We start from the raw sequence: 23,253 nt of genomic DNA, 5'->3' as shown, positions 1-23,253 counted from the left end.
CTATCCTGCCAGTCCGGCGAACCCCTGTCCGAACCGGTCCGAATCGGTATCATCGGCCAATGATCGGACTAGTTCTCGCCGCCGGCGCCGGCCGCCGCCTGCGCCCGTACACGGACACGTTGCCCAAGGCGCTGGTCCCGATCGACGCGGAGACCACCCCGCTCGACCTCACCCTGGCCAACTTCGCCGAGGTCGGACTGACCGACGTCGCGATCGTCGTCGGGTACGCCGCGGGCGCGATCGAGGCGCGCGTCGGCGACCTGCAGAACCGGTACGGCGTCCGGCTGGAGCTGGTGCACAACGACAAGGCGGAGATCTGGAACAACGCCTACTCGCTGTGGTGCGCCCGCGACCTGTTCGGCGAGGGCGTCGTGCTCGCCAACGGCGACACCGTGCACCCGGTCTCGGTGGAGCGCACGCTGCTCGACGCGCGCGGCGGCGACCGGCGGCTGATTCTTGCCCTCGACACCGAGAAGCAGCTGGCCGACGAGGAGATGAAGGTGGTCTGGCACGACGACCACGGCGTCCGCAGCATCACCAAGCTGATGGACCCGGCCACCGCGACCGGGGAGTACATCGGCGTCACGCTGATCGAGCCGGCCGCGGCCGGCGACCTGGCCGACGCGCTGCGCAAGACCTGGGAGAACGACCCGGACCAGTACTACGAGGACGGCTACCAACTGCTGGCCGACGCGGGCTTCCGGATCGACGTCGCCCCGATCGGCGCGGTCGACTGGGTCGAGATCGACAACCACGCCGACCTGGCCCGGGCCCGCGAGATCGTATGCCCCTCCTAGCCCGGTTCGTCACCACGCCGCTGGTCGTCGACGTCCGGCGCGGGGCGCTGCAGGAGCTGGCCGCGGTCCTGGCCGACCAGCGCATCTCGACGTCCGGCCGGGTCGCGATCGCGGTCGGGTCGACGTACGGACCGATCGTGCAGAAGACCTTCGAGCACGGGCTGGTGCAGGCCGACTGGTTCACCGTCGACGGCGGCACGATCAACACCGCGATCAAGCTGGTCGAACGGATCCGGCAACAGCGCTACGACGCCGTGGTGGGGATCGGCGGCGGGACCGTGCTGGACGTGACCAAGTTCGCCGCCGCCCGCCTCGGGCTGCCGATGGTCGCGGTCGCCACCAACCTGGCCCACGACGGGATCGGCTCGCCGATCAGCACGCTGGACAACGACGCGGGCCGCGGCTCGTACGGCGTACCGGCGCCGATCGCGGTGATCGTGGACCTCGACCTGATCGCCCAGGCCCCGCCGCGGTCGGTCCGCTCGGGCATCGGCGAGATCGTCTCGAACCTGTCCGCGATCGCCGACTGGGAGGCCGCCCACGTCGCGCACGGCGAGGAACTCGACGGACTCGCGGTGGCGCTGGCCCGGACGTCGGCGCAGGCGGTGCAGAGCCATCCCGGCGGCGTGCTCGACGAGGAGTTCCTGACCACGCTGGCCGAAGGACTGGTGCTGTCCGGGATCTCGATGGTGGTGGCGGGCACGTCGCGGCCGTCGTCCGGCGCGTGTCACGAGATCTCGCACGCGATCGACCTGATGCATCCGGATCGGCGCGCCTTCCACGGCGAGCAGGTCGGACTGGGCGCGGCGTTCGCGTGGTTCCTGCGCGGCGACCGAACCGCCTTTCACACCACCGTCGACTGCCTGCACCGGCACGGACTGCCGGTCCGGCCCATGGATCTCGGCTTCAGCCTGGACGAGTTCGCCGAGGTCGTCGCCTACGCGCCGCAGACCAGGCCCGGCCGGATCACCGTGCTGGAGGAGTCGGCGCTGACACCGGCCGGGATCGCGAAGGTGGTGGCCGGCTTCGACGACGAGGTCCGCACGCGACTGGCGTCCATGGCGCATCCGCCTTCGGACGCCGGCGACTCCGGACGATGACGGGACCGGATCGTGTTCTGGACTGGCCGGGGTGCCGCAACGTGCGTGACCTCGGTGGACTGCCGACCGCGGACGGCGGGCGGATCCGCGACCACGCTCTGATCCGCGCGGACAGCCTGCAGTACCTGACGCCCGCGGCCGTCGAGGCGATCCGCGCAGCCGGGGTGAGCCGGGTGCTCGACCTGCGGTCGCACGGTGAGGTGAGCAGCTTCCCGACGCCGTTCACGCAGGACCCGATCGGGCTGCACCTGCCGCTGCAGGACCCGGCCGACCCACCCAGTACGGCGACCACGATCGTCGACTCCTGCACGGAGATGCTCGACCGGCACCCCGAGTTGTTCGTGGCGGTGTTCGAGGCGATCCTGGACGCGCCCGCGGGGGCCGTGGTCGTGCACTGCTTCGGCGGCAAGGACCGCACCGGCGTGGTGGTCGCGCTGGCGCTCGCGGTGGCCGGCGTCAGCGAGGAGGAGATCGTCGCCGACTACTTCCTCACCCGGGACAACCTGGCGGCGTTGATGGCCGAGCAGCTCGCGGCCGAGCCCGACGAGTCGCGGCATCCGGAGCTGCTCGAGTTCCGCGACACCCGTGCCGAGTCGATGACCGCGATCCTGCGGCACCTCGACACGACGTACGGCGGCGCGGGGGCGTACCTGCGTCGGGCCGGTCTCAGCGACGAGCAGCTCGCCGTGCTGAAGGCCCGGCTGACGGAGTAGTCACACCCGCGCGGTCGCCGCGACGCTCGCGCGGGTGACCTCGATCGGCTGCTCGATCAGCTCGGTGACGATCGGGCCGTCGGCCGGTACCAGCCAGGGAGTGCCCGGCGCGCCGTCGGGATCGGCCTTCCACTTCCGGCAGACCTTCGGCACCTTGATCGGGTAGATCGTCAACGCCCCCTCGGGATCGATGTGCAGCCGCAGGAAGCCCTTGTAGTCCTCGATGCTCTGGCCGGCGAAGACCTCGTTGGTGTTGAACCCGAACCGGCAGGCGACCAACAGGTAGAGGCCGACCACCAGCGAGTCGACGAACCCCACGACGACCGGCGTACCGATCAGGGCGACCACCACGGTCACCCACTCGGCCGCGTTCGCTTCCAGCCGGTACAGCACCACGGCCCAGAAGCCGGCCAGTGCCAGATGTGCCGCCGAGTGGATCACCCCGGCGACTCCCGCGGCGAACGAACTTCGTTCCAGCCCGAGCCGCGCGAACAGCACCCCGCCGACGACGGTGCCCAGCGCCGCGAACGCCGCCGGCGCCCACACCGCCAGCGTGCCGAACACTCCGTGCGGTTCCGAGGCCAGTCCGAACTGCACGAGCAGCGCGATCACCGTCTGCAGGAACGCCGTCAGTCCCCAGAAGCCCGGGTTGCGCCACGGCAGCCGGAAGATCCCGTTCGCCAGCCGCGAGGACCGGTCGGCGGACGGATACGTCCGGGCCCGGTCGAAGGTCGTGTGCTCGTCGGTCTCGGTCACCCGCGAGGTTTTCGGCGGCAGCTCGAGCGTCTTCGGCAGCAGGTGCGTCGCGGTCAGGTAGGCGCCACCGCCGCCGCTGGTGATCCGTTGCCCGGTCCCCTCGTGCTCGGCGTAGCGCGCGTAGTGGTGCGAGTCGCCCGACAACATCACCTGCACGGTCGCGCCGGCCGGCCGGACGATCTGCCGCTCGAAGAACCGGATCGCGTCGTACCCGCGGGCGTCGCCGCCCGATCCGGCCTTGATCCACGCGGGTTTCGGCGTACAGAGAATGACCGCGTCACCCTCGCGCATCTGCGCGGTCGCGCGCTGGAAGTAGGCCAGCTGCGGCGCGTCGATGTACTCGTCGAACTGGGTGTCGATCGCCAGCAGCCACCAGCGCTGCGGCAGCTGGATCGCGAAGTAGCTGCGGCTCTGCTCGGTGTCCCAGCCGCCGACCGGACGGCTCTGCGCGAACACCCGCAGGAACGCCGTCAGCCCGTCGTACCAGTCGTGGTTGCCCGGCAGGGCGAACAGAGTCGGCCGGTCCTCCACATCACCCTCGCGCGGGAACGCGGCGCGGTACGGGCCCTTCGTGCGGTCCTCGTACGCCGTCGCGGACGCGGACGGGTAGGCCTGGTCGCCGCCCATCACCAGCACCTGACCGCGGGGCAGCCGAAGGTCTCCGCCCGGTGCGAGCTCCGGTGCCGCGAGCACCGAGGCGACCGAGTACGTCGCGTCGAAGCCGTCGCCCAGATCGGCGACGAAGTCGAACCACAGCTCGTCGTCGCCGTGGGTGTAGATCTTGGCCGGCAGTCCGCTCTGCAGCTCGCGCTTGTCGGCGTACGCGCCGAAGATGCCGGCCAGCACGGCCTTCAGTCCGGCACTGGCCAGGACGGTCGGCAGGAGCCAGCGAACGGCTCCCCGGCGGCGGAATCCGAGCTGTTCCTCGGACAGGTCGTGCGGGCGGGAATCCTTCACCCGCAGAACTTATGCGGTGCCGGGGGCAGCCACGGCAACGGTGGCCAATTGTTGCCGAGCCGCGACCCGGAGTCACCGGCTGAAACGGTTCAGAGCGCGCCGATGTGAGGTCCGGGGCCGGTGCCCAGTAGATTGGCCCGCATGTCAACCGCCGCCGAGTCGGCCTCCACCGCGGACGCCGCGGCACTGGCCGAACGCTACGGGTTGTCCAGGAGCGCGGCACGTCCGCCGTTCCGGGACTACCTCCGTGAACTGTGGGGCCGTCGCCAGTTCATCTACAGCTACGCCCGCGCGCGCACGTACGCGCTGTACGCGGGAGCCCGGCTGGGATCGGTCTGGCAGATCCTCACCCCGCTGCTGAACGCCGCCGTCTACTTCCTGGCCTTCGGCGTCTTGCTGGGCACGGCGAAGGGGATCGAGAACTACCCCGCGTTCCTGATCTGCGGCATGTTCGTGTTCACCTTCACCCAGCGGTCGATGACCGAGGGCTCGCGCTCGATCGCGACGAACATGTCGCTGATCCGCACCCTGCACTTCCCCCGGGCGACGCTGCCGCTGGCCTACGTGGTCAACGAGCTGAACCAGCTGTTCATCTCGATGGGCATCCTGCTGGTGCTGGTCGGCTTCACCGACGGCCCGGCCTGGCGCTGGTTCCTGATCGTCCCGGCCCTGCTGCTGCAGACGATGTTCAACATCGGCGTGACGCTGATCTTCGCCCGGCTCGGCACGTTCCTGACCGACATCAGCCAGCTGCTGCCGTTCATCACCCGGACCTGGCTGTACGCCTCCGGCATCTTCTTCTCGATCCCGGACAAGCTGCGTGACGCCGACGCTCCGGGCTGGGTGATCCACGTGCTGGCGCTGAACCCGATCTCGGCCTACATCGACATCATGCGGCGGGCCCTGCTGGAGTCGCACGCCGAGCACGCGCTGCCGAACGCATGGCCGATCGCGATCGGCTGGGCGGTGGTCGCCCTGGCCGGCGGATTCATCTACTTCTGGCGAGCGGAGGACAGGTATGGCCGTGGCTGAGACGGCAGCTCCGACGTCGGCGGCTCCCCCGCCGTCGTCCGACGCTGTCCCGACCGTGATCGCCGACCACGTCAACATCATCTACAAGGTGGCCGCCGGCTCCGGCGGCAAGGGCACCGCGGCGACCGCGTTCCGGCGCATCCTCAAGCGCCAGGACCGGCCGACGATCCGCGAGGTGCACGCGGTGAAGAACGTCACGTTCACCGCCTACAAGGGCGACGCGATCGGCCTGATCGGCCGCAACGGCTCCGGCAAGTCGACGCTGCTGCGGGCGATCGCCGGGCTGCTGCCGCCGGCCTCGGGCGCGATCTACACCGGCGGGCAGCCGTCGCTGCTGGGCGTGAACGCCGCGATGATGAACGACCTGACCGGCGACCGGAACGTGGTCCTCGGCTGCCTGGCGATGGGCATGACGCCGGCCGAGATCGACGAGCGCTACGACGAGATCGTCGAGTTCTCCGGCATCGGCGACTTCATCGACCTGCCGATGTCGACGTACTCCTCGGGCATGTCGGCGCGGCTGAAGTTCGCGATCGCGTCGGCCAAGACGCACGACATCCTGCTGGTCGACGAGGCGCTGGCCACCGGTGACGCGGAGTTCCGGGTCCGCTCGGAGCGCAAGATCAAGGACCTGCGCGACCAGGCCGGCACGGTCTTCCTGGTCAGCCACTCGCTCGACGTCGTGCTGGACACCTGCAACCGGGCGATCTGGCTCGACAAGGGCGTGCTGCGGATGGACGGCGACGTCAAGGAGGTCGTCGACGCCTACAACGCCGAGGCCACCGGCAAGCGCTGAGCCGGATCTTCGCGACGCCCGGGACCGTGACGGTCCCGGGCGTTTTGCTGTGCCGGGTTGTGCAACCGATGGTTGCACAGTAAGGTGATGTGCAACCGAACGTTGCAGATCGCGAAGCCCAAGGAGTTCCGATGGAGTACGCCACCCTCGAGCGTGAGATCCACATCGACGCCTCCCCGGAGGTGGTTTTCGAGGTGGTCAGCAGCCCCGAGCACGTGCGCGAGTGGTGGCCCGACGAGGCCGACTACCCGGCCGTGCCGGGCGGCACCGGCCGGATCGTGTTCGGCCAGGGCGCGGCCGACCCGAAGGTCGTCGAGATCACCGTGATCGAGGTCGAGCCGCCGCGGCTGTTCTCGTTCCGGTGGACCCACCCGGTCGGCGAGCCGGCCGCCACGGCGAACTCGCTGCTGGTGACCTTCGAACTGGTCCCCACCGGGACCGGGACGACGCTCAAGCTGACCGAGACCGGCTTCCGCGAGCGCGGCCTGGAGCTCGCCGTGGCCGAGGCGGAGTACCGCGACCACGAGAACGGCTGGGACTTCTTCCTGCCCCGCCTCGGGCAGTACGTCGAGAAGCTGGTCGCGCGATGATCGACGACGACCTGTGGTCCGCGATCGGCGACCCGACCCGGCGCCGGCTGCTCGACCTGCTGCTCGACGCCGGTCCCGGAACGGCGACCAGCCTCAGCGAACACCTTCCCGTCACCCGCCAGGCGGTCGCCAAGCACCTCGGCGTGCTCGACCGGGTCGGACTCGTCCACGTCGCCCCGGCGGGCCGGGAAATGCGCTACCAGATCGACGACACACAACTGGCCCGGGCCGCGGCCCAGCTGGCCGACGTCGGGCAGACCTGGGACCGCCGCCTGCAACGCATCAAGCGTCTTGCCGAATCCATCGAACGCCAGAAAGGCCACTGACCATGCCCGACATCCTGCACCGCATCGCCACCTTGGGAACCACCCCGGCCGACGTCCTGCCGGCTCTCACCACCATCGACGGCCTGGCGTCGTGGTGGACCACCGACACCCAGGGGGACGCCGACGTGGGCGGCGTCGTCCAGTTCCGGTTCGTTCCGGGCGGCTTCGACATGAAGGTGCTCGAGATCAAGCCCGACCAGGTCCGCTGGGAGGTCGCCGACGGCCCGGAGGAGTGGAAAGGCACCACGATCACCTTCGACCTCCAGCAGGACGGCGAATACACGGTGCTGCTGTTCAAGCACGAGGGCTGGCGCGAACAGGTCGAGTTCATGAACCACTGCAGCACCAAGTGGGCGTCGTACCTGCTGAGCCTCAAGGAGTACGTCGAGACCGGCAAGGGCGCGCCGTCGCCCAACGACTACCAGATCAGCAACTGGCACTGAGCGCGTCGGCCCGAGTTACCAGATAGCGACGCTCCACCTCGTTGGTGGCGAGAGCCGCCGCGGCGAGGTAGGCGGTTCGGGCCTGTGTGAGGTCGCCGACGGACTCCAGCAGATGAGCCCGTACGGCGGCCTCGCGGTGCTGCACCAACGGATCGTCCGCGAGGCTGTGTGTTCGGTTCAGCTCGTCGAGCAGGGCCAGACCCCGCTGCGGGCCGAAGGCCTTGGCGACGGCCACCACCCGGCTCAGGCGGATCGGGGCCGTGGGAGCCAGGCGTTCCAGCCACAGGTAGAGAGCGGCGATCTCGGGCCAGTCGGTCTCCGCGGCCGACTTCGCCTGCGCGTGGATCGCCGCGACGGCCGCCTGCAGCTGGTACGGGCCGGCCTTGCGCTGTGACCAGGCCGCCTCGATCAAGGCGACGCCTTCGGCGATCATCGCGTGATCCCAGCGCGATCGGTCCTGGTCCTCCAGCGGGATCAGGAGGTTGTCCTCGTCGGCGCGCGTCGAGTCCCGCGACGCGGTGAGCAGCATCAGGGCCAGCAGCCCGGCGACCTCGAGATCGTCGGGCAGCAGGCGGTGCAGCATCCTGGTCAGGCGGATCGCCTCGGCGGACAGCTGCGTGCGGGCCAGCTCGTCGCCACCGGTCGCGGTGTAGCCCTCGTTGAAGATCAGGTACAGCACGTGCTTGACGGCGTCGATCCGCTCGTCCCGGACGTCCGTCGGCGCGGTGAACCGGGCACCGCTGTCCTTGAGCGTCTGCTTGGCCCGGCTGATCCGGGTGGACATCGAACGCTCGGCGGCGCCGTACGCGCGCGCGATCTCGGCCGTGGTCAGACCGCCGACCGCGCGCAGCGTCAGGGCCACCTGGGACGCCGGGGACAACGCCGGGTGGCAGCAGAGGAACAGCAGCAGGAGACTGTCGTCCTGGTCGGACACCTGCGGCGCCGGACCGGCGGGGTCGACGATCGCCGGATCGGCCTGGGCGACCTCCTGCTCGCGCCGGCGGGCGGCCTGCTCAGAGCGCAGCAGGTCGACCATCCGCCGGTAGCCGACGCGAATCAGCCAGCTCCTCGGATCCTGCGGGACGCCTTCGGTGGGCCACCGGCGGGCGGCCACCAGCAGCGCTTCCTGGGTCGCGTCCTCGGCCGTGTCGAAGCGGCTGAAGCGCCGTACGAGCGCGCCCAGCACGTGCGGCGCCTCGGCGCGCAGCAGCTGTTCGATCTCCATCTCAGGCGGCGAAGTCGTCGCCCATGATCGGCCGGATCTCGATCGGCTCACCCAGCACCTCGACCATCCGCTGGACGATGTCGGTGGCCCGCTCCAGACTCACGCAGTCGATCACCGCGAAGCTGGCCAGCACTTCCTTCAGCTCCGCGAACGGCCCGTCGGTGGCGACCACCCCGGCCGCGGTCTTGCGCACGGTCGTCGTCATCACCGGATGCCCGAGCCCCTCACTGGTGACGAACTCCCCGGTCTCCCGCAGCTCCGCCTCGAACTTCTGGTACGCCGCGAACGCGGCCAGCGCCTCCTCGGACGGCACATCGGCGGTCTCCCCGTCCCAGCTGTCCGCCGGGGTGTAGCTCAGCAGCAAAAATCTCATTCTGGATTTTATGTTGACGCCGGGTCAGTGGCTCCGAGGTAGCGGTGAGTGCGAGGGACGGACCCAGCACCGGAACCGAGGAGACCGAGATGACCGAGAGCCACGAGATCCCCGCCCCGACCGCCGGCCTGAAGGCGCTCGACCGGCTGGTCGGCGAGTGGACCGTCACCGGCGGCGCCGAGGGCGTCGTCAAGTACGAGTGGATGGAGGGCGGCTACTTCCTGCTCCAGACCGTCGAGCTCGAGCAGTACGGGCAGCAGATCAAGGGCCTGGAGATCATCGGCAACCTGCGGCCGTTCGGCGAACCCGCCGGGGCGGACGTGGTGTCCCGCTTCTACGACTCCACCGGCAACACGCTCGACTACACCTACGAGCTCGACGGCGACAAGCTGACGATCTGGGGTGGCCCGAAGGGCAGCCCGGCGTACTTCGAGGGGACCTTCAGCGACGGCGACCGGGTGATGGCCGGCGAGTGGATCTACCCCGGGGGCGGCGGCTACCAGTCCACGATGACCCGGCGCTGACGCCGTACGACGATCAGGCTGTGCCCGGCGTGGTGAGCGCCGGGCCGGCCGGCTTCTCCTGCAGGCCGACGATGAAGCCGAGACCCCACGACACGTGCATGGTGGCGATCACGGCCGGCAGCCAGAACAGCGCCTTCCAGGGCAGGTAGCGGCCTTCCATCGCCGAGCCGGCGATCACGGCCAGGGCGTAACCGAGCGGGATCACGAAGCCCAGGTCGAGGATCGGGCTGCCGACGATCAGGCCGACGATGCCGAGGATCGTGCCGACGGCGAGCAGGCCGACGGCGACCGGCGGCGCGAGGTAGCGCTTGCTGGCCGTCTCGGGGTGCCGGCGGATCACCTCGCGGCGCCACTGGCCGGTGTGGAAGAACTGCTTCGCGACGGCCGACAGCGACGAGCGCGGCCGGTACGTCACCGACAGGTCGGGGCTGAACCAGATCAGTCCGCCGGTCTTGCGGATCCGGTAGTTCAGCTCCCAGTCCTGGGCGCGGTGCATCGACTCGTCGAAACCACCGACGCGCTCGAGCGCCTGCCGCCGGAAGACGCCCAGGTAGACGGTGTCGGCCGGTCCGGCCTTGCCGCCCTGGTGGAACGTCGAGGCGCCCAGCCCCAGCCGCGACCGGTACGCGCAGGCGACCGCCATCTCGAACGGCGTCCGCCCCTCGGCCGCCATCACGCCGCCGACGTTGTCCGCGCCGCTCTCGTGCAGCACCTCGACCGCCCGGCGGATGTAGCCCTGGGTCAGGACGCCGTGCCCGTCGACCCGGACGACGATGTCGTGCCGGGCGTGCGCGATGCCGACGTTCAGGCCGGCCGGCGTCTTGCCGGTCGGGTTCGGCACGATCGTGATCCGGGCGTCGGCGGCGGCCAGCCGGGCCGCGATCTCCTCGGTCCGGTCCTTGCTCGGGCCGATCGCGAGCACCACCTCCAGCTCGCCGGGGTACTCCTGGTCGAGGACACGACCGACAGCCTCCTCGAGGTGTCGTTCCTCGTTCAGCACGGGCATCACGACGGAGACCGGGGGCCAGTTGGACAGTGGCATCTTCAGGTCAGGCCTTACAGACTTGTGCGACGTCGTCGACGTCGGTGGATGGCTTGGACGGGGTCTTGCCGGCCGGGGCCGGCTTCTTGCTGGCAGACACGCTACTCGGTGTGTCCGTCGTATCACCGTCCCCGTCCTTGGACGCCTTGTCCAGCGCTTCGGACTTGCCGATCGCCTCGGCGACCTTGGACCGGACCAGGTCGAAGTCCGGGTCGCCGGTCTTGATCAGCGGTGGGACCGGCGAGAAGGATGACACCGGAAGCTTCTTCGAGTCCAGCGCGAGGTCGGTGAACGTCCCGAGCTCACCCGACGGGATGTCGGTCTTGACCACCTGTTTGCCGGCCGCGGCGATGCCCTGGAACTTGGTCAGCACCTTCTGCGGCGACAGCTGGTTCAGCATCGCGGTCATCACGCACTTCTGCCGGGTCATCCGCTCGTAGTCACTGGCGCCGGCCCGCGACCGGGCGAACCACATCGCGTGGTACCCGTCCAGGTGCTGGTTCTTGCCCGGCTGGATGTAGCCCTTGATCGGCCCGCCGATGCCACCGATAGGGACCTTCTTGCCGACGTCCACGGTGATCCCGCCGACCGCGTTCAGCAGGTGCTGGAAGCCGGCGATGTCGATCAGCACGTAGTAGTTGACCTTCAGCCCGGTCACGCCCTCGACCGCCTGCTGGGTGGCGACCAGACCGGGATCCTGGACGCCGGGGAAGTGCTGCTTGTGCCCGGACGCCCAGGTGTAGACGCCGTTCAGGTAGCAGTCGTGGCCGCAGCCGTCCCACTCGAAGCCGTTCGGGAACTGCTTGGCCATCTCGGTCCCGGCCGGGAACGGCACCTTGGCCAGGTTGCGCGGCAGGCCGATCAGCACCGTACGGCCGGTGTCGGCGTCGATGCTGGCCAGCGTGATGCTGTCCGGCCGGACGCCGATCCGGTTCGCGCCGGAGTCGCCGCCGAGCAGCAGCACGTTGTAGCGGCCCTTCTCGGCCTTGGACTTCTCCCCGTTGCCGAACACGCTGGCGACGAAGTCGCGCTGCGCCGACACGATCGTGCTGCCCCAGATCAGCGCGCCGACGACCACGAGCACCAGAACGCCGTCCAGGATGCTGGCGGTGAGCCGGTGGTTGCGTTCCAGGGTGAGCGGCCGGCCGAGCCGGTAGGCGTCGACGAACAGCGCGGCCCAGCCGATCGCCAGCACGATCAGCAGCACCTGCACGATCCGCAACGTGGTCGGCGACACGATGAGGTTGATCGTGCCCGAGCGCCACACCAGTGACAGCAGCACCAGGAACACGACGATCGCGACCAGTCCGGCGATCACCCGCCAGGCGTAACGGCCGACCCGTTTGCTGCCGGCCACGATCTGCGCGGACCCTGGCAGGACCAGCGTCATCAGCAGCAGCGTCAAGGCCCGCTTGAAGCGCACCGGCTCACTGAGATTGCGCAGGTCTGGCTTGTCCTGCGGCATGACGTCCTTCCGTTCTCCGTTCGGCGCTGCCGGTCGTAGCCGGGACGGCCCCCGTGGCCGGTCGTCGCGTCGTCCAGTATGGCCGTGGCCCACCAGCGCCTCGATCAGACGCGCCGCCGGGGTTTGTTGTTCCCTCACCGGTACGACGTACCCAGGAGGCCTGTAGTTCGGACCGAAACGCAGGGTAACAGTACGATTGCGGAGGGAAACCCCTGCGTCAGCGACGTTCACGCGTTCGTGATGGCCCCCGACGGCCGGGGTCGGATACGAAGAGTCCGACCAGTACCCCTGAGGACAAAGGATCACCGCCCATGAAACTCGTCCGTTCCGTTCTCCTGTCCGCTCTGGCCTGTAGCGCCGTTCTGCTGAGCGGCAGCCAGGCCCACGCGCTCGAGCCCACTGCGGCGTCGGCACCCGCACCGGCCAAGGCCGCCGCACCCGGCGCCGACTACACCGGCATCGCCGCGCTCAGCAACTGCTCGGCTTCCCTGATCCGGTACGCCGAGTCCGTCGGTACCGACAAGGCGCTCGTGCTCACCAACGGCCACTGCTACGAGGGAGGTTTCCTCAACCCGGGCGTCGTTCTGGTCAACCGCGCGTCGACGCGGTCGATCACGCTGCTGAGGCCGAACGCGAGCAACGCCGGCACGGTCCGGGCGAGCCGGATCCTCTACGGCACGATGACCAAGACCGACATGATCGTGTACGAGGTGAACGAGTCCTACAACTCGATCCGGTCGCGACTGAACGTCACGCCGCTCACGCTGGCCAAGCAGGGCCCGGCCGACGGCGCCGGGATGGCGGTCGTGTCCGGCTACTGGAAGCGGATCTACACCTGCTCGGTGCAGGCCACGATTCCCGAGCTGCGCGAGGGCAACTGGACCTGGCGGGACTCGATCAAGTACCAGCAGCCGGGCTGCGAGACGATCGGCGGCACCTCCGGCTCGCCGGTGGTCAGCACCAGCACCGGTGAGGTGATCGGCGTCAACAACACCGGCAACGAGGACGGCGCCCGCTGCACGGTGAACAACCCCTGCGAGGTCGATGCGAACGGCAACGTGACGGTCGACCAGGGCGCGGCGTACGGGCAGCAGACCTGGTGGCTCTACACCTGCCTGACGGCGTCGCGCACGATCGACCTGAACAAGACCGGTTGCCAGCTGCCGAAGCCGACGCGCCGATAGGCGTCAGCCGTCCGCAGGGGGTGACGTGGGCCACTGTCATGGGTAAGGTCCCGGCCCATGGCAGTGGATTCGTCAACCCCTCGTACGGCTGAACCCCACCGCTGGCAGAGCCCGTTCGGGGTGAAACCCCGGCTGGTCGCGGCCAGCGCGCTGATGCTGTTCCTGGAGCTCGCGCTGATCCGCTGGACCGGATCGAACGTGGTCCACCTCAGCTATTTCTCCAACTTCGTGCTCCTCGGCTCGTTCCTCGGCATCGGGATCGGCATCCTGCGGGCCGGCAAGGCGAAGCGGCTGCCGTACTACTCGCCGATCATGCTCGGGCTGCTGGTGCTGGTGATCGCGTGGAAGCCGGTCACCGTGAACCGGTCCGGCGACAGCGTCATCTACTTCACCAGCCTGGACACCACCGGCCCGCCGGTGTGGGTGATCCTGCCGGTCATCTTCGTCGCCGCGGCCGTCGTCCTGGCCGGACCGGCCGAGCTGGTCGGCCGGTGCTTCACCGAACTGCCGCGCCTGACGGCGTACCGCTACGACCTGATCGGCAGCCTGACCGGCATCGTGGCGTTCACGCTGCTGTCGTTCCTCGGGGCGCCGCCGATCTGGTGGGGGCTGCTGGTCACGATCGGGTTCGTCGCGCTGATGGTGCCGGGCCAGAAGGCGACCGCGGCCGCGCTGAGCGCCGCGCTGGTGGCGACTCCCCTGCTGGCCATGCTCGGCGTGCTGCTGCACGAGTCGACCCGGCCGGAGAACAGCTGGTCGCCGTACTACAAGGTGCAGACGTCGTCGTCGACGTGGGAGAACACGCCGCTGCTGACGATCACCGTGAACGGTGTCCCGCACCAGCAGGCGATCCCGGCCGAGAAGCGGCTGCAGTGGGAGCCGCAGTACGGGCTGCCCTACGAGCGGGCGGCGAAGAAGAACCCGGAGAACGTGCTGATCATCGGTGCCGGCTCCGGCACCGACGTGGCCGTTGCCCTGCGCAACGGTGCGAAGCACGTCGACGCGGTCGAGATCGACCCGCGGCTGCGCGACATCGGCCGCGAGCAGCACCCCGACCACCCGTACCAGGACCCGCGGGTCACGTCGCACATCGACGACGGGCGGGCGTTCCTGTCCCGGACCGACAAGAAGTACGACCTGATCCTGCTGGCGCTGCCGGACTCGCTGACGCTGGTGAACGGCGCGAGCTCGCTGCGGCTGGAGAGCTACCTGTTCACCGAGCAGGCGTTCAAGAGCGCGCGGGACCACCTCGCGCCGGGCGGCGCGTTCGCGATGTACAACTACTACCGCGAGACCTGGCTGATCGACCGGCTGGCGTTGACGGCGGAGAAGGCCTTCGGGCACAAGCCGTGCGTGGACAAGGTTGGCGACGACCTGCAGCAGGCGGTCGTCACGGTCGGCCTGACCGACGCCGACCAGGCCTGCGGCGCGGAGTGGGCCGGGGCGTCGGCGACCACGCCGCCGCCGGCGACGGACAACCGCCCGTTCCTGTACCTGTTCACCGACCGGATCCCGTCGCTGTACCTGATCACGCTCGGGCTGATCCTGGTCGCCGGACTGATCGGCGTCGGGATCGCCGGCGGCGGTTCGTCGTACCGGCGGATGCGGCCGTACGCCGACCTGTTCCTGCTCGGCGCCGGCTTCATGCTGCTGGAGACCAAGTCGATCACCGGCTTCGCGCTGCTGTTCGGCACGACCTGGGTGGTCAACGCGATCGTCTTCGCCGGCGTCCTGGTCGCCGTCCTGGCCGCCGTCGAAGTCACCAGACGCTTCAAGACGCCACCGCTGAAGACGATGTACGTCGTACTGTTCGGTGGGCTGCTGCTGAGCTGGATCTTCCCCGACAGTTGGCTGCTGAGCATGCCGCTCGGCCTGCGCGCGGTCGTTGCGGTGCTGATCGCGTTCCTGCCGATCTTCGCCGCGAACGTGATCTTCGCCAAGCGCTTCACCGACACCGCCGACGGCACCGCGAGCTTCGGCGCCAACCTGCTCGGCGCGCTGGTCGGCGGCTGCCTGGAGTACGCCGCGCTGCTGATCGGCTTCGACGGCCTGATCCTGATCGCCGCGCTGCTGTACGTAGGAGCTTTCCTGCTCCGGCCGAAAGCCGTTGCCGGGGTGGGAACCTGACGCCTAGGGTCTGATGTCCGGTCCCACCGGACCTCCGCGACCGACGACGGAGGTTCCCGATGACCGACCTGACCGAGTACTACCGGCGCCGCGCCCGCGAGTACGACGCCGTGTACGCGAAGCCCGAACGCCAGGACGACCTCCGCCGGCTCCGGTCGGCGGTGGCCGAACTGGTCCGCGAGCAAACCGTGCTGGAGGTCGCCGCCGGCACGGGCTACTGGACGGCCGTGATGGCCGGCACGGCCCGATCCGTGCTGGCCACGGACCTCGCCGAGGAGACCCTGGCGGTCGCGCGCGAGCGCGACTACGCGGGCGAGGTCTCGTTCCGTACGGCGGACGTCGCGCGGCTGGACGAGCTCGGGGCGAGCTTCGACGTCGTGTTCGCCGGGTTCTTCTGGTCGCACGTGCCGCGAGCCGAGGCCAGTGAGTTCGTACGGCGGCTGGGCCGTTGCGGGCGGCGGGTGGTGCTGGTCGACAACCTGTACGTCGAGGGCAGCAGCTCGCCGGTGACGTCGGTGGGACCGGACGGTGACACCTACCAGACGCGGCGGCTGGCCGACGGTTCGGCGTACGAGATCCTCAAGAACTTCCCCGGGCCTGGAACGGTCGAAGCGGACCTCCGGGCGCTGGGCTCGGAGATCCGCTTCGAGGAGTTCGGGTACTACTGGCTGGCTTCAGCCGGTCAGCGGGTCGGGGCCGGGTAGTCCGGGTCGACGCCGTCGGTCTCGGCGGGCGGCGCGGGGTAGTCGGGGTCGACGCCGTCCGCGGGCGGCGCCGGGTAGTCCGGGTCCACGCCGTCGTTGCCCGGGCCCGGCGGAGCGGGCTGCGGGGCGGGGTAGTCGGGGTCGACACCGTCGTTGCCCGGACCCGGCGGGGCCGGCTGCGGGGCAGGGTAGTCGGGGTCCACGCCGTCGGTGGGCGGGAACGGGTACTCGGGGTTGTTCGGACCAGGATGAGCCATGGTTGCCTTTCTCGCGCGGCGGCGACGGACGTTGTCGACGATGATCAGCACGATGCCGACCAGGAAGAACAGCAGGAACGAGCCGATCGCCAGCAGCACCGACACCACCAGGGAGCCGAGTGCGAGCTTGGGGCCGGCGTAGAACGACGCCGCGGTGCCGGGGGTCTCACAGGCGACCACGACCTCCTGGGCCGGGACCTTGTCCACCGACTGGGCGACGACGTACCAGGTGTCGCCGTTCACGGTGATCTCCTGCGACCCCTTCACCCGCTCCAGCGGAATGTCGGCGCCCGACGCGTCCTTCGCCGTACAGGGCGGGACCAGGGTCGGCACGGACGAGTACACCGTCAGCCCGTCCGAGGTCAGCCGCACCGGGCCACCGTCGACGCGCGCCGGCGCCTCCGGCAGGTTCTGCACCAGCCGGACCACGAAGATCCCGCTCAGCACCAGCCCGAGGACGAAGCAGCCGACCGCGATCCACGTCAGGGTGCGCTTCGGCGCCACTGGTCCCCCGGGATAGCTCGTCATACCCCGCACGCTAGCCCGGGAGAGGATCGTCCCCGGCCGAATTGCCCGAAAGGGCGAACAGCTAGGGAACGCCGAGCAGCCGCAGGCCGGCGGCGGTCGCCGCCGCAGCGACCACGACCAGGACGAAGGGAGCCCGCCGCCAGGCAAGGACTCCACCAACCAGTACGCCGACCGGCCGGGCGATGCCGGCGTGCGTGTGGCCGGCGGTCAGGGCGGCGGTGGCGACCAGCGCCGCGAGCAGGACCACAGCAGCCGTCGAGAGCAACTGCTGCACGCGGTCGGAGAGTTCGAAGCGCGATCGCATCAGCGGTCCGGCCACGCGCAGGGCAAAGGTGCCTGCGGCAAGGACCAGGATGGCGGCGAGAACCAGGGCCGGGTTGTCCATCAGGCGGGCTCCAACGTTCGGGCCGGGCGGTAGAAGAGCAGTCCGACGAGCGCCAGCAGGACCGGCAGACCGGCCGGGAGGAACGGCGTCACCGCCAGCGCGACCACCGACCCGGCCAGTGCGGCCGTCCGGGTCGCCTTGTCCTTCAGCGACGGCAGGACCAGCGCGAGCAGGACGGCCGGGAACGCGGCGTCCAGCCCGAACGCGTCGGTGTCCGTGATCACCGACCCGGCCAGCGCCCCGACCACCACCCCGGCGTTCCAGCAGACGAAGATCCCGATCCCGCACACCCAGTACGCCGCGCGCCGGTGCCGCAGCTCGTCCTGGCCGAGCGCGAAAGCGACGTTCTCGTCGGTCATCACGTGACTGCCGAGCGCCCGTCGCCAGCCGTGGCCGATCACGTCGCTGACCGCGAGCCCGAAGGCGACGTGCCGGCTGTTCACCAGCAGCCCTGCGACGGTCGCCGCGATCGGCGAGCCGCCGGCCGCGACGATCCCGACGAACAGGAACTGCGACGCGCCCGCGAACACCAGCAGCGACATCGCGATCGGCACCCACAGGTCGAGGCCGCCGCCGACGCTGATCGCGCCGTACGAGAGCCCGACGACGCCGTCGGCGAGGCAGACCAGCGCGATGTCACGGGCCAGTCCGGGGTCGAGTGTTCGCCATGTCGAACGCATGGGTTTTATGATGAACAAACACAGCGCCGTTCGTCAAGGCGAACGCATGGACCGATGGAGCGAACACGGATGGACAGCAAGGCACCGCTCGACGTGATCGCGGGCTCGTTGCGCCGGGAGCGCGCCCGGGCCGGGTTGTCGCTGAGCGAGGTCGCCAAACGGGCCGGCGTGGCCAAGTCCACGCTGTCGCAACTGGAGTCCGGCACTGGCAACCCCAGCGTCGAGACGCTGTGGGCGCTCTGCGTGGCACTGGAGATCCAGTTCGGCGACCTGATCGATCCGCCACGACCGAAGGTGCAGGTGATCCGGGCGCACGAGGGCCCGGCGATCTACTCCGAGCAGGCCGACTACAGCGCGACACTGGTCGCATCCTGCCCACCGAACGCGCGCCGCGACCTCTACCGGCTCACGGTCTCCCCCGGCCCGGGCCGCAAGTCCGAGCCGCACATGCCCGGCACGATCGAGCACGTCGTACTCGGCACCGGCCGGGCGCTCGTCGGACTCAGCAGCGAACCGGTCGAGCTCCACCCGGGCGACTACATCGCCTACCCCGGCGACCTCCCGCACCTGTTCCAGGCACTGGAGCCGAACACCACCGCCGTACTGGTGTCGGAGACATCCTAGACCGTTGCCGCAGGCAACAAAGCGTCAGACCTTACGGCCGACCCCGCCCGCGATGCACTCCTCGACCTGGTTCAGCGGCTTGACCCGGGGGCCGTCCGGCCACCAGTCGTCGCACAGCACCAGGCCCGGCTCGACCAATTCCTGGCCGGGGAACAGCGCGCGGATCTGCTCGTAGGTGCGGAACACGCCGCTGCCCATCGGGCTGTGGGTGAACTTCTCCTCCATCGCCCGGGCGATCGCGGAGTGCTCGGGAGTCTGCGGGTCGTAGAAGTGCGCGATCACCGAGTACGAGCCGGGCGCGAGCGCGTCGACGTAGGTCTTCATCAGCTCCGGCGCGTCGTCGCCCAGGTAGTGGTGCAGGGTGCCGTTGTGGATCAGCGCGATCGGCTGGCTGAAGTCGAGGAACTCGCGGACCTGCGGCAGGCTCAGCACCTCGTCGGGCTTGAAGATGTCGGCGCTGAGGAACAGGGTCTGGTCGTTCTCCTCCAGCAACGCGCGGCCGTGCGCGAGCACCACCGGGTCGTTGTCGATGTAGAGCACCCGGGCGCTCGGCTGCAGCCGCTGCACGATCTGGTGGGTGTTCTCCGCGGTCGGCAGGCCGGACCCGCAGTCCAGGTACTGGGTGAGGCCCACCTGGCCGGCCAGGAAGCGGCAGGCCCGGATCAGGAAGTTGCGGTTCGACCAGGCCAGGTCGTTCACCTGCGGGGCCACCGTCGCGACCTGCCGCAGCACCTCGCGGTCGATCTCGAAGTTGTCCTTGCCGTTCAGCGCCGCGTCGTACACGCGGGCGATGCTGGCCCGGGTGGTGTCCACCCCGACCGGTACGGAACTGGGAGCCTTGGTGGCATCGGGCATGCGGCGACCTCACTCGGGGAAGGTTCGGCTGAGGGTCCGAGCCTAACCACATCGCAGCCGAAAAATCACGCCCGGTAGCGAGTCCCCGCTGCCCACGGCCGCGCGGAACGTGCGAAGATCGGCGGGCACGCCGCGCGAGACCGACTGGGGAGGGTCCTGGTGACCGAGGAGCAGGGCGCGCCGGGCGGACCGACCGCCCTGCGGATCATGCTCGGAGCCCACCTGCGCAGGATGCGCGAGGAGGCCGGGATCAGCCGGGCCGACGCCGGCTGGGCGATCCGCGGCTCGGAGTCCAAGATCAGCCGGCTCGAGCTCGGCAAGGTCGGCTTCAAGCCCCGCGACGTCGAGGACCTGCTCACGCTCTACCGGCTGACCGATCCCGCCGAGCGCGAACGCCTGCTCGAGCTGGCCCAGCAGGCCAACAACCCCGGCTGGTGGCAGCGCTACGACGACCTGACGCCGAACTGGTTCCACTCCTATCTCGGTCTCGAGATGGCCGCGGACATGATCCGGACGTTCGAGTCGCAGTTCGTCCCGGGTCTGCTGCAGACCGCCGACTACGCCCGCGCCGTCACCCAGCTCGGACACAGCGAGGCCCCGCTGCCGCAGGTCGAGGTCGAGCGGCTGGTCACGCTGCGGATGTCGCGCCAGGCCGTCCTGACCCGCGGTCTGCGGCCGATGCGGCTGTGGGCGGTGATCGACGAGTCCGTGCTCCGGCGCGAGGTCGGCACGCCCGGCGTTCTGCGGCGCCAGCTGGAGCATCTGCTGGAGATGTCCCGCCGGGTCAACGTCACCCTGCAGGTGATCCCGTTCAAGGCCGGCCTGTACGCCGCGACCGGCGGCGCGTTCAGCATCCTGCGGTTCGCCGAGGTCGAGCTGCCGGACGTGGTCTACATCGAGCACCTGACCAGCGCGGTCTACCTGGACAAGCGCGAGGACCTGGACAAGTACCACGTCACGATGGACGCACTGTCGATCGCGGCCGGTACGCCGCGCGAGACCGAGCAGCTGCTGAAGGAGATCCTCGCGACGACGACCGAGTGAGCCCGGACCGGCGGGATCAGAAGGAGAACGCGCCGCGGACCGCTTCGACCCGGTGCTTCACGTTGTGCAGGAACCGTTGCGGCACCGAGCGGTCGGTGAACTGCCGCAGCGCGCGGCACTCCTGGTGCCCCGGCGCCAGCCGGACCGTCATCACCCGGGTCAGTTTGGTGCCCTCGGCAACTGGTTCGAAGAGGTAGTCGACCTGCGCGCCGACGCCGCGCCACCCGTACTGCGGAGTTTCGACGCTCCACCGATGGCCCCACTCGGCCCGGCCGACCGTCCACACCGCGGAGAACATCTCGTCCCCACTGGCCAGCACCTGCGTCACCTCGTCCCCGGCGACCGCGCAGCGATCGGTGACGCCGGTGAGGTGCACCACCAGCGGATGGGTGCGCAGCACGTTGCGCGGCATGGTCAGGAAGAAGTACGTGTCTTGCGGATCCCGCCGGACGACCACCTGGTCGCGGGACCGGATCACGCCACCACTCGTCGTCCCCGGCATCCGGCGATCGTAGTGACCGCCCGGCCCCGCCAGGAACGATGTCAGGGCAGCCTTAACCCTTTCTTGGGCCGGCTCAGTCCGACGCGGTGTGGTGGTCGGTCCGGATGAAGAAGTCGCTCGGATCGGCGGTGGCCTGCGGCGAGGTCTCCAGCCAGGCGGCGAACTTCTCGGGCTGCCGGCGTTCCAGCTCGTCGAGGTAGCTGAGCCGGGTCGCGGTGATCGCCAGGCGCTGCTCGTCCGTCGCGGCGGACTCGAGCGCGGCCGTGCTCAGGCACCAGGCCAGGCAGAGCTCCTCGTCGGAGTACTGCTCGACTGTCGAGGCCGGTGTCCACAAACGCGTGACGACGTACGGCGCGGTCGCGACGACGGCCAGCAGCAGCGCGATCGTCGTCCAGCCGGCGGTGACGGCGTACCCGCAAACCGCCAGCGTCAGGACGCCGGACCGCAGCGACCACTTGACGACCTGGCGGGCGACGTGGCGCGCCGGTTGGCCGTCGGCCATGCCGGCACTGAGGTAGACCGAGCCGACCGTGCCGGCGCCCATCACGAACGTCATCAGGCAGGTCGTCGGGCTGATCAGGAGAATCGCCGCGCCGCATCCGGCCAGCAGCAGGAAGCCGACCACGGCCGTCCAGACGATCCGATAGCGCCGCCCACCGAAAATCCCCGTAGCCGCCATCTCGACCTCCTTCTCCCCAGTCAAGTGCCCACACCACGGGTGGTCAATACATGACGGCGAGTGTCGGCGGATTTGCTCAGGGCAGCGGCGGTTCGGGGCCGCGGGTGGGATGCAGACAGGACCACGGCCGGGGCGTGCGGGAGCCGGGCGAGTTGGGCCCGAACCAGGCGTCCAGTACGACGTCCTCGCCGCCCGCCTCGACCGGTTCGCGCTCGACCAGGCGCAGCAGCGCGACCAGCCGCCACGCCGGTTCTCCGGTGATTTTCATTGCCTCAGGCCCCCTCTCTGCTGGTCTATCGGAGAACCGGGGGCGAACGTTTCACCGACTGCGATTTCGCCAGTCGTCGTCACGCAGAGCGAAGACGAACTCGTCGATCCACTGCCCCTTGAAGAAGTGGTTGTGCACGAAGTGCGCCTCCTGGCGCATTCCGAGCCGTGCCGCCAGGCGGACCGAGGCGTCGTTCCCGGCGACGATCACCGCGCAGATCCGGTGCAGGCCGAGGTCGTCGAACCCGAGCTTCAGCATCGCCTCCGCCGCCTCGGCGGCGAACCCGCGACCGTGGTACTCGGTGTTCAGCGCGTAGCCGAGCTCTCCTTGCCGGTCGGTGTCACTGGCCCACTTGAGCAGCACCTCACCGATCACCGTTCCGGTCTCCCGCAGCTCGATCGCCAGCACGAGCCACTGCCCCGCCTCGGTCACCTCGGCCTGCCCGAGCTTCGCCTCCAGCGCGACGCGGGTCTGCTCGCGGTCCCGGACCGGCCACGGCACGTAGCGGACGACGTCGGGATCGGAGTGGAAGGCGAGCAGGTCGTCCAGGTCCTCGCGCCGATGCGGCCGCAGATCGAGTCGTTCGGTTCTCACCGGGTAGTCGGGGCGCAGTCCTCCGGGCATGGCGATCCTCTCGTCTAATGCTGTTAGACAGTAGGCTAATGGCGTTAGACAGACCGCGACAAGGGAGATTCCAGGTGCCGGAGCAGCGCGGGGCGTCGTCGCACGCCGCGGCGGGGCTGCGGGTCGAGGCGATCGTCGAGGCCGCGCTGGCGGTGATCCGGGCCGACGGTGTGGCCGGGCTGACGATGCGCGCAGTGGCCGAGCGGTTGGCCGTTCGGGCTCCCTCGCTCTACCACCACGTGCGCAACAAGGACGAGTTGCTCGACCTGGTGGCCCGTAACGCGTTCGACTCCTTCGCGGCCGACCGGACGGCGTACGAGCGAGTCGGGAGCCTCGACGAGTGGATCGCGGTGACCACGACCGGGTCGCACCGGTTACGTGAGTTCTACGCCGAGCATCCGGGTCTGGCCGCGCTGATCCAGGCCAAGGCCACGCCGTACCGGGATCAGGGCGACGGTTCGCGGGCCGCGCTGGTCCGGGCGCAGCTCAACGCGCTGGTGGCCCTCGGCGTCTCCGAGGCCGACGCCCGGGACATCTTCGAGACCATCGCCCACTGGACGCTGGCCGCCGTGGCCGCCGACGGTCCGGACGAGCTCTTCAGCGACGGCCTCGACCTGTTGATGCTCGGCCTGCGAGCGCGTCTGGCGGCGTGA

The 23,253-nt window shown here is 69.8% G+C and carries 28 protein-coding genes; 15 read left to right on the top strand and 13 right to left on the bottom strand.

Annotated elements, in window-relative coordinates:
* Positions 1-59 precede the first annotated feature (59 nt).
* Genes BWI15_RS06190 through BWI15_RS06180 form a run of 3 tightly spaced genes read left to right on the top strand, consistent with a single transcriptional unit; the run spans position 60 to position 2,610 of the window.
* Positions 60-797 (top strand): phosphocholine cytidylyltransferase family protein, encoded by a 738-nt coding sequence (locus tag BWI15_RS06190; protein WP_077013339.1) that lies wholly within the window; start codon positions 60-62, stop codon positions 795-797.
* Positions 785-1,897 (top strand): iron-containing alcohol dehydrogenase family protein, encoded by a 1,113-nt coding sequence (locus BWI15_RS06185; RefSeq protein WP_077013338.1) that lies wholly within the window; start codon positions 785-787, stop codon positions 1,895-1,897. Before BWI15_RS06190 ends, BWI15_RS06185 begins: the two co-directional genes overlap by 13 nt.
* Positions 1,894-2,610, top strand: coding sequence for a tyrosine-protein phosphatase (locus BWI15_RS06180; RefSeq protein WP_077013337.1), 717 nt, complete (start codon positions 1,894-1,896; stop codon positions 2,608-2,610). Before BWI15_RS06185 ends, BWI15_RS06180 begins: the two co-directional genes overlap by 4 nt.
* On the opposite strand, the gene BWI15_RS06175 is transcribed toward BWI15_RS06180, so the two are convergent.
* Positions 2,611-4,323: a metallophosphoesterase gene (locus BWI15_RS06175; RefSeq protein ID WP_237771157.1), complete on the bottom strand. Its 1,713-nt coding sequence runs from the start codon at positions 4,321-4,323 to the stop codon at positions 2,611-2,613.
* Between the two features lie 141 nt (positions 4,324-4,464).
* Between BWI15_RS06175 and BWI15_RS06170 the strand changes: the two genes are divergently transcribed.
* From BWI15_RS06170 to BWI15_RS06150, 5 genes are all read left to right on the top strand, one after another.
* Positions 4,465-5,355 (top strand): ABC transporter permease, encoded by an 891-nt coding sequence (locus BWI15_RS06170; protein WP_077013335.1) that lies wholly within the window; start codon positions 4,465-4,467, stop codon positions 5,353-5,355.
* Positions 5,342-6,151 (top strand): ABC transporter ATP-binding protein, encoded by an 810-nt coding sequence (locus BWI15_RS06165; protein WP_077013334.1) that lies wholly within the window; start codon positions 5,342-5,344, stop codon positions 6,149-6,151. Before BWI15_RS06170 ends, BWI15_RS06165 begins: the two co-directional genes overlap by 14 nt.
* A gap of 131 nt (positions 6,152-6,282) precedes the next feature.
* Positions 6,283-6,741 (top strand): SRPBCC domain-containing protein, encoded by a 459-nt coding sequence (locus tag BWI15_RS06160; protein WP_077013333.1) that lies wholly within the window; start codon positions 6,283-6,285, stop codon positions 6,739-6,741.
* On the top strand, positions 6,738-7,067 hold the full coding sequence (locus tag BWI15_RS06155; protein ID WP_077013332.1) for an ArsR/SmtB family transcription factor: 330 nt from the start codon (positions 6,738-6,740) through the stop codon (positions 7,065-7,067). The genes BWI15_RS06160 and BWI15_RS06155 overlap by 4 nt, the downstream gene beginning before the upstream one ends.
* A gap of 2 nt (positions 7,068-7,069) precedes the next feature.
* Positions 7,070-7,510, top strand: a complete 441-nt coding sequence (locus BWI15_RS06150) for an SRPBCC family protein (RefSeq protein WP_077013331.1) — start codon at positions 7,070-7,072, stop codon at positions 7,508-7,510.
* Here BWI15_RS06150 and BWI15_RS06145 read toward each other — a convergent pair.
* Together BWI15_RS06145 and BWI15_RS06140 are read right to left on the bottom strand one after the other, a co-directional pair.
* Positions 7,494-8,735, bottom strand: a complete 1,242-nt coding sequence (locus BWI15_RS06145; RefSeq protein ID WP_077013330.1) for an RNA polymerase sigma factor — start codon at positions 8,733-8,735, stop codon at positions 7,494-7,496. The two genes, BWI15_RS06150 and BWI15_RS06145, sit on opposite strands and share 17 nt — an antisense overlap.
* 1 nt (position 8,736) lies before the next feature.
* Entirely contained in the window at positions 8,737-9,108 is a 372-nt protein-coding gene (locus BWI15_RS06140) for a YciI family protein (protein ID WP_077013329.1), read from the bottom strand.
* Positions 9,109-9,197: 89 nt separating this feature from the next.
* Between BWI15_RS06140 and BWI15_RS06135 the strand changes: the two genes are divergently transcribed.
* Entirely contained in the window at positions 9,198-9,632 is a 435-nt protein-coding gene (locus BWI15_RS06135; protein ID WP_077013328.1) for a hypothetical protein, read from the top strand.
* 13 nt (positions 9,633-9,645) lie between these two features.
* On the opposite strand, the gene BWI15_RS06130 is transcribed toward BWI15_RS06135, so the two are convergent.
* Together BWI15_RS06130 and BWI15_RS06125 are read right to left on the bottom strand one after the other, a co-directional pair.
* A complete protein-coding gene (locus BWI15_RS06130) occupies positions 9,646-10,668 on the bottom strand; it encodes a glycosyltransferase family 2 protein (RefSeq protein WP_202817598.1) in 1,023 nt (340 codons plus the stop codon).
* Positions 10,669-10,681: 13 nt separating this feature from the next.
* Positions 10,682-12,139, bottom strand: a complete 1,458-nt coding sequence (locus BWI15_RS06125) for an LCP family protein (protein WP_077013326.1) — start codon at positions 12,137-12,139, stop codon at positions 10,682-10,684.
* Positions 12,140-12,450: 311 nt separating this feature from the next.
* On the opposite strand from BWI15_RS06125, the gene BWI15_RS06120 reads away from it, so the two are divergent.
* The 3 genes from BWI15_RS06120 to BWI15_RS06110 are packed head-to-tail and all read left to right on the top strand — an operon-like array spanning position 12,451 to position 16,154.
* Positions 12,451-13,323, top strand: a complete 873-nt coding sequence (locus BWI15_RS06120; RefSeq protein ID WP_077013325.1) for a S1 family peptidase — start codon at positions 12,451-12,453, stop codon at positions 13,321-13,323.
* Between the two features lie 57 nt (positions 13,324-13,380).
* Positions 13,381-15,450, top strand: coding sequence for a spermidine synthase (locus tag BWI15_RS06115; protein WP_077013324.1), 2,070 nt, complete (start codon positions 13,381-13,383; stop codon positions 15,448-15,450).
* Between the two features lie 59 nt (positions 15,451-15,509).
* Entirely contained in the window at positions 15,510-16,154 is a 645-nt protein-coding gene (locus tag BWI15_RS06110) for a class I SAM-dependent methyltransferase (protein WP_083750588.1), read from the top strand.
* Here BWI15_RS06110 and BWI15_RS06105 read toward each other — a convergent pair.
* From BWI15_RS06105 to BWI15_RS06095, 3 genes are all read right to left on the bottom strand, one after another.
* Entirely contained in the window at positions 16,133-16,939 is an 807-nt protein-coding gene (locus BWI15_RS06105) for a hypothetical protein (protein WP_143465425.1), read from the bottom strand. The genes BWI15_RS06110 and BWI15_RS06105 overlap by 22 nt on opposite strands.
* A gap of 61 nt (positions 16,940-17,000) precedes the next feature.
* Positions 17,001-17,324 (bottom strand): AzlD domain-containing protein, encoded by a 324-nt coding sequence (locus tag BWI15_RS06100; protein WP_077013322.1) that lies wholly within the window; start codon positions 17,322-17,324, stop codon positions 17,001-17,003.
* Positions 17,324-18,004, bottom strand: coding sequence for an AzlC family ABC transporter permease (locus BWI15_RS06095; RefSeq protein WP_077013321.1), 681 nt, complete (start codon positions 18,002-18,004; stop codon positions 17,324-17,326). The genes BWI15_RS06100 and BWI15_RS06095 overlap by 1 nt, the downstream gene beginning before the upstream one ends.
* A 69-nt stretch (positions 18,005-18,073) precedes the next feature.
* Between BWI15_RS06095 and BWI15_RS06090 the strand changes: the two genes are divergently transcribed.
* Positions 18,074-18,628 carry a helix-turn-helix domain-containing protein gene (locus tag BWI15_RS06090; protein ID WP_077013320.1) on the top strand — a complete coding sequence of 185 codons (555 nt, stop codon included), beginning with the start codon at positions 18,074-18,076 and terminating at the stop codon, positions 18,626-18,628.
* A gap of 24 nt (positions 18,629-18,652) precedes the next feature.
* On the opposite strand, the gene BWI15_RS06085 is transcribed toward BWI15_RS06090, so the two are convergent.
* Positions 18,653-19,483, bottom strand: coding sequence for an SAM-dependent methyltransferase (locus BWI15_RS06085; protein ID WP_077013319.1), 831 nt, complete (start codon positions 19,481-19,483; stop codon positions 18,653-18,655).
* Between the two features lie 207 nt (positions 19,484-19,690).
* Here BWI15_RS06085 and BWI15_RS06080 point away from each other — a divergent pair, with 207 nt between their 5' ends.
* Complete coding sequence (locus tag BWI15_RS06080) at positions 19,691-20,527, top strand: helix-turn-helix domain-containing protein (RefSeq protein ID WP_077013818.1); 837 nt, start codon at positions 19,691-19,693, stop codon at positions 20,525-20,527.
* Positions 20,528-20,543: 16 nt separating this feature from the next.
* On the opposite strand, the gene BWI15_RS06075 is transcribed toward BWI15_RS06080, so the two are convergent.
* The 4 genes from BWI15_RS06075 to BWI15_RS06060 form a co-directional block, all read right to left on the bottom strand.
* A complete protein-coding gene (locus BWI15_RS06075) occupies positions 20,544-21,029 on the bottom strand; it encodes a hypothetical protein (protein ID WP_143465424.1) in 486 nt (161 codons plus the stop codon).
* A gap of 73 nt (positions 21,030-21,102) precedes the next feature.
* Positions 21,103-21,708 (bottom strand): hypothetical protein, encoded by a 606-nt coding sequence (locus BWI15_RS06070; protein ID WP_077013317.1) that lies wholly within the window; start codon positions 21,706-21,708, stop codon positions 21,103-21,105.
* 76 nt (positions 21,709-21,784) lie between these two features.
* The gene (locus BWI15_RS06065) at positions 21,785-21,976 is read right to left on the bottom strand and encodes a hypothetical protein (RefSeq protein WP_077013316.1); all 192 of its coding nucleotides are present in this window, start codon (positions 21,974-21,976) and stop codon (positions 21,785-21,787) included.
* Between the two features lie 51 nt (positions 21,977-22,027).
* The gene (locus BWI15_RS06060; protein ID WP_077013315.1) at positions 22,028-22,600 is read right to left on the bottom strand and encodes a GNAT family N-acetyltransferase; all 573 of its coding nucleotides are present in this window, start codon (positions 22,598-22,600) and stop codon (positions 22,028-22,030) included.
* 74 nt (positions 22,601-22,674) lie between these two features.
* Here BWI15_RS06060 and BWI15_RS06055 point away from each other — a divergent pair, with 74 nt between their 5' ends.
* Positions 22,675-23,253 (top strand): TetR/AcrR family transcriptional regulator, encoded by a 579-nt coding sequence (locus BWI15_RS06055; protein WP_237771156.1) that lies wholly within the window; start codon positions 22,675-22,677, stop codon positions 23,251-23,253.

It is taken from the genome of Kribbella sp. ALI-6-A (genome assembly GCF_001984195.1).
In the GTDB taxonomy this organism is placed as follows: Bacteria; Actinomycetota; Actinomycetes; order Propionibacteriales; family Kribbellaceae; genus Kribbella.
The sequence above is the reverse complement of the archived record's forward strand: the minus strand, read 5'-3'. Positions and strand labels throughout refer to the sequence as shown.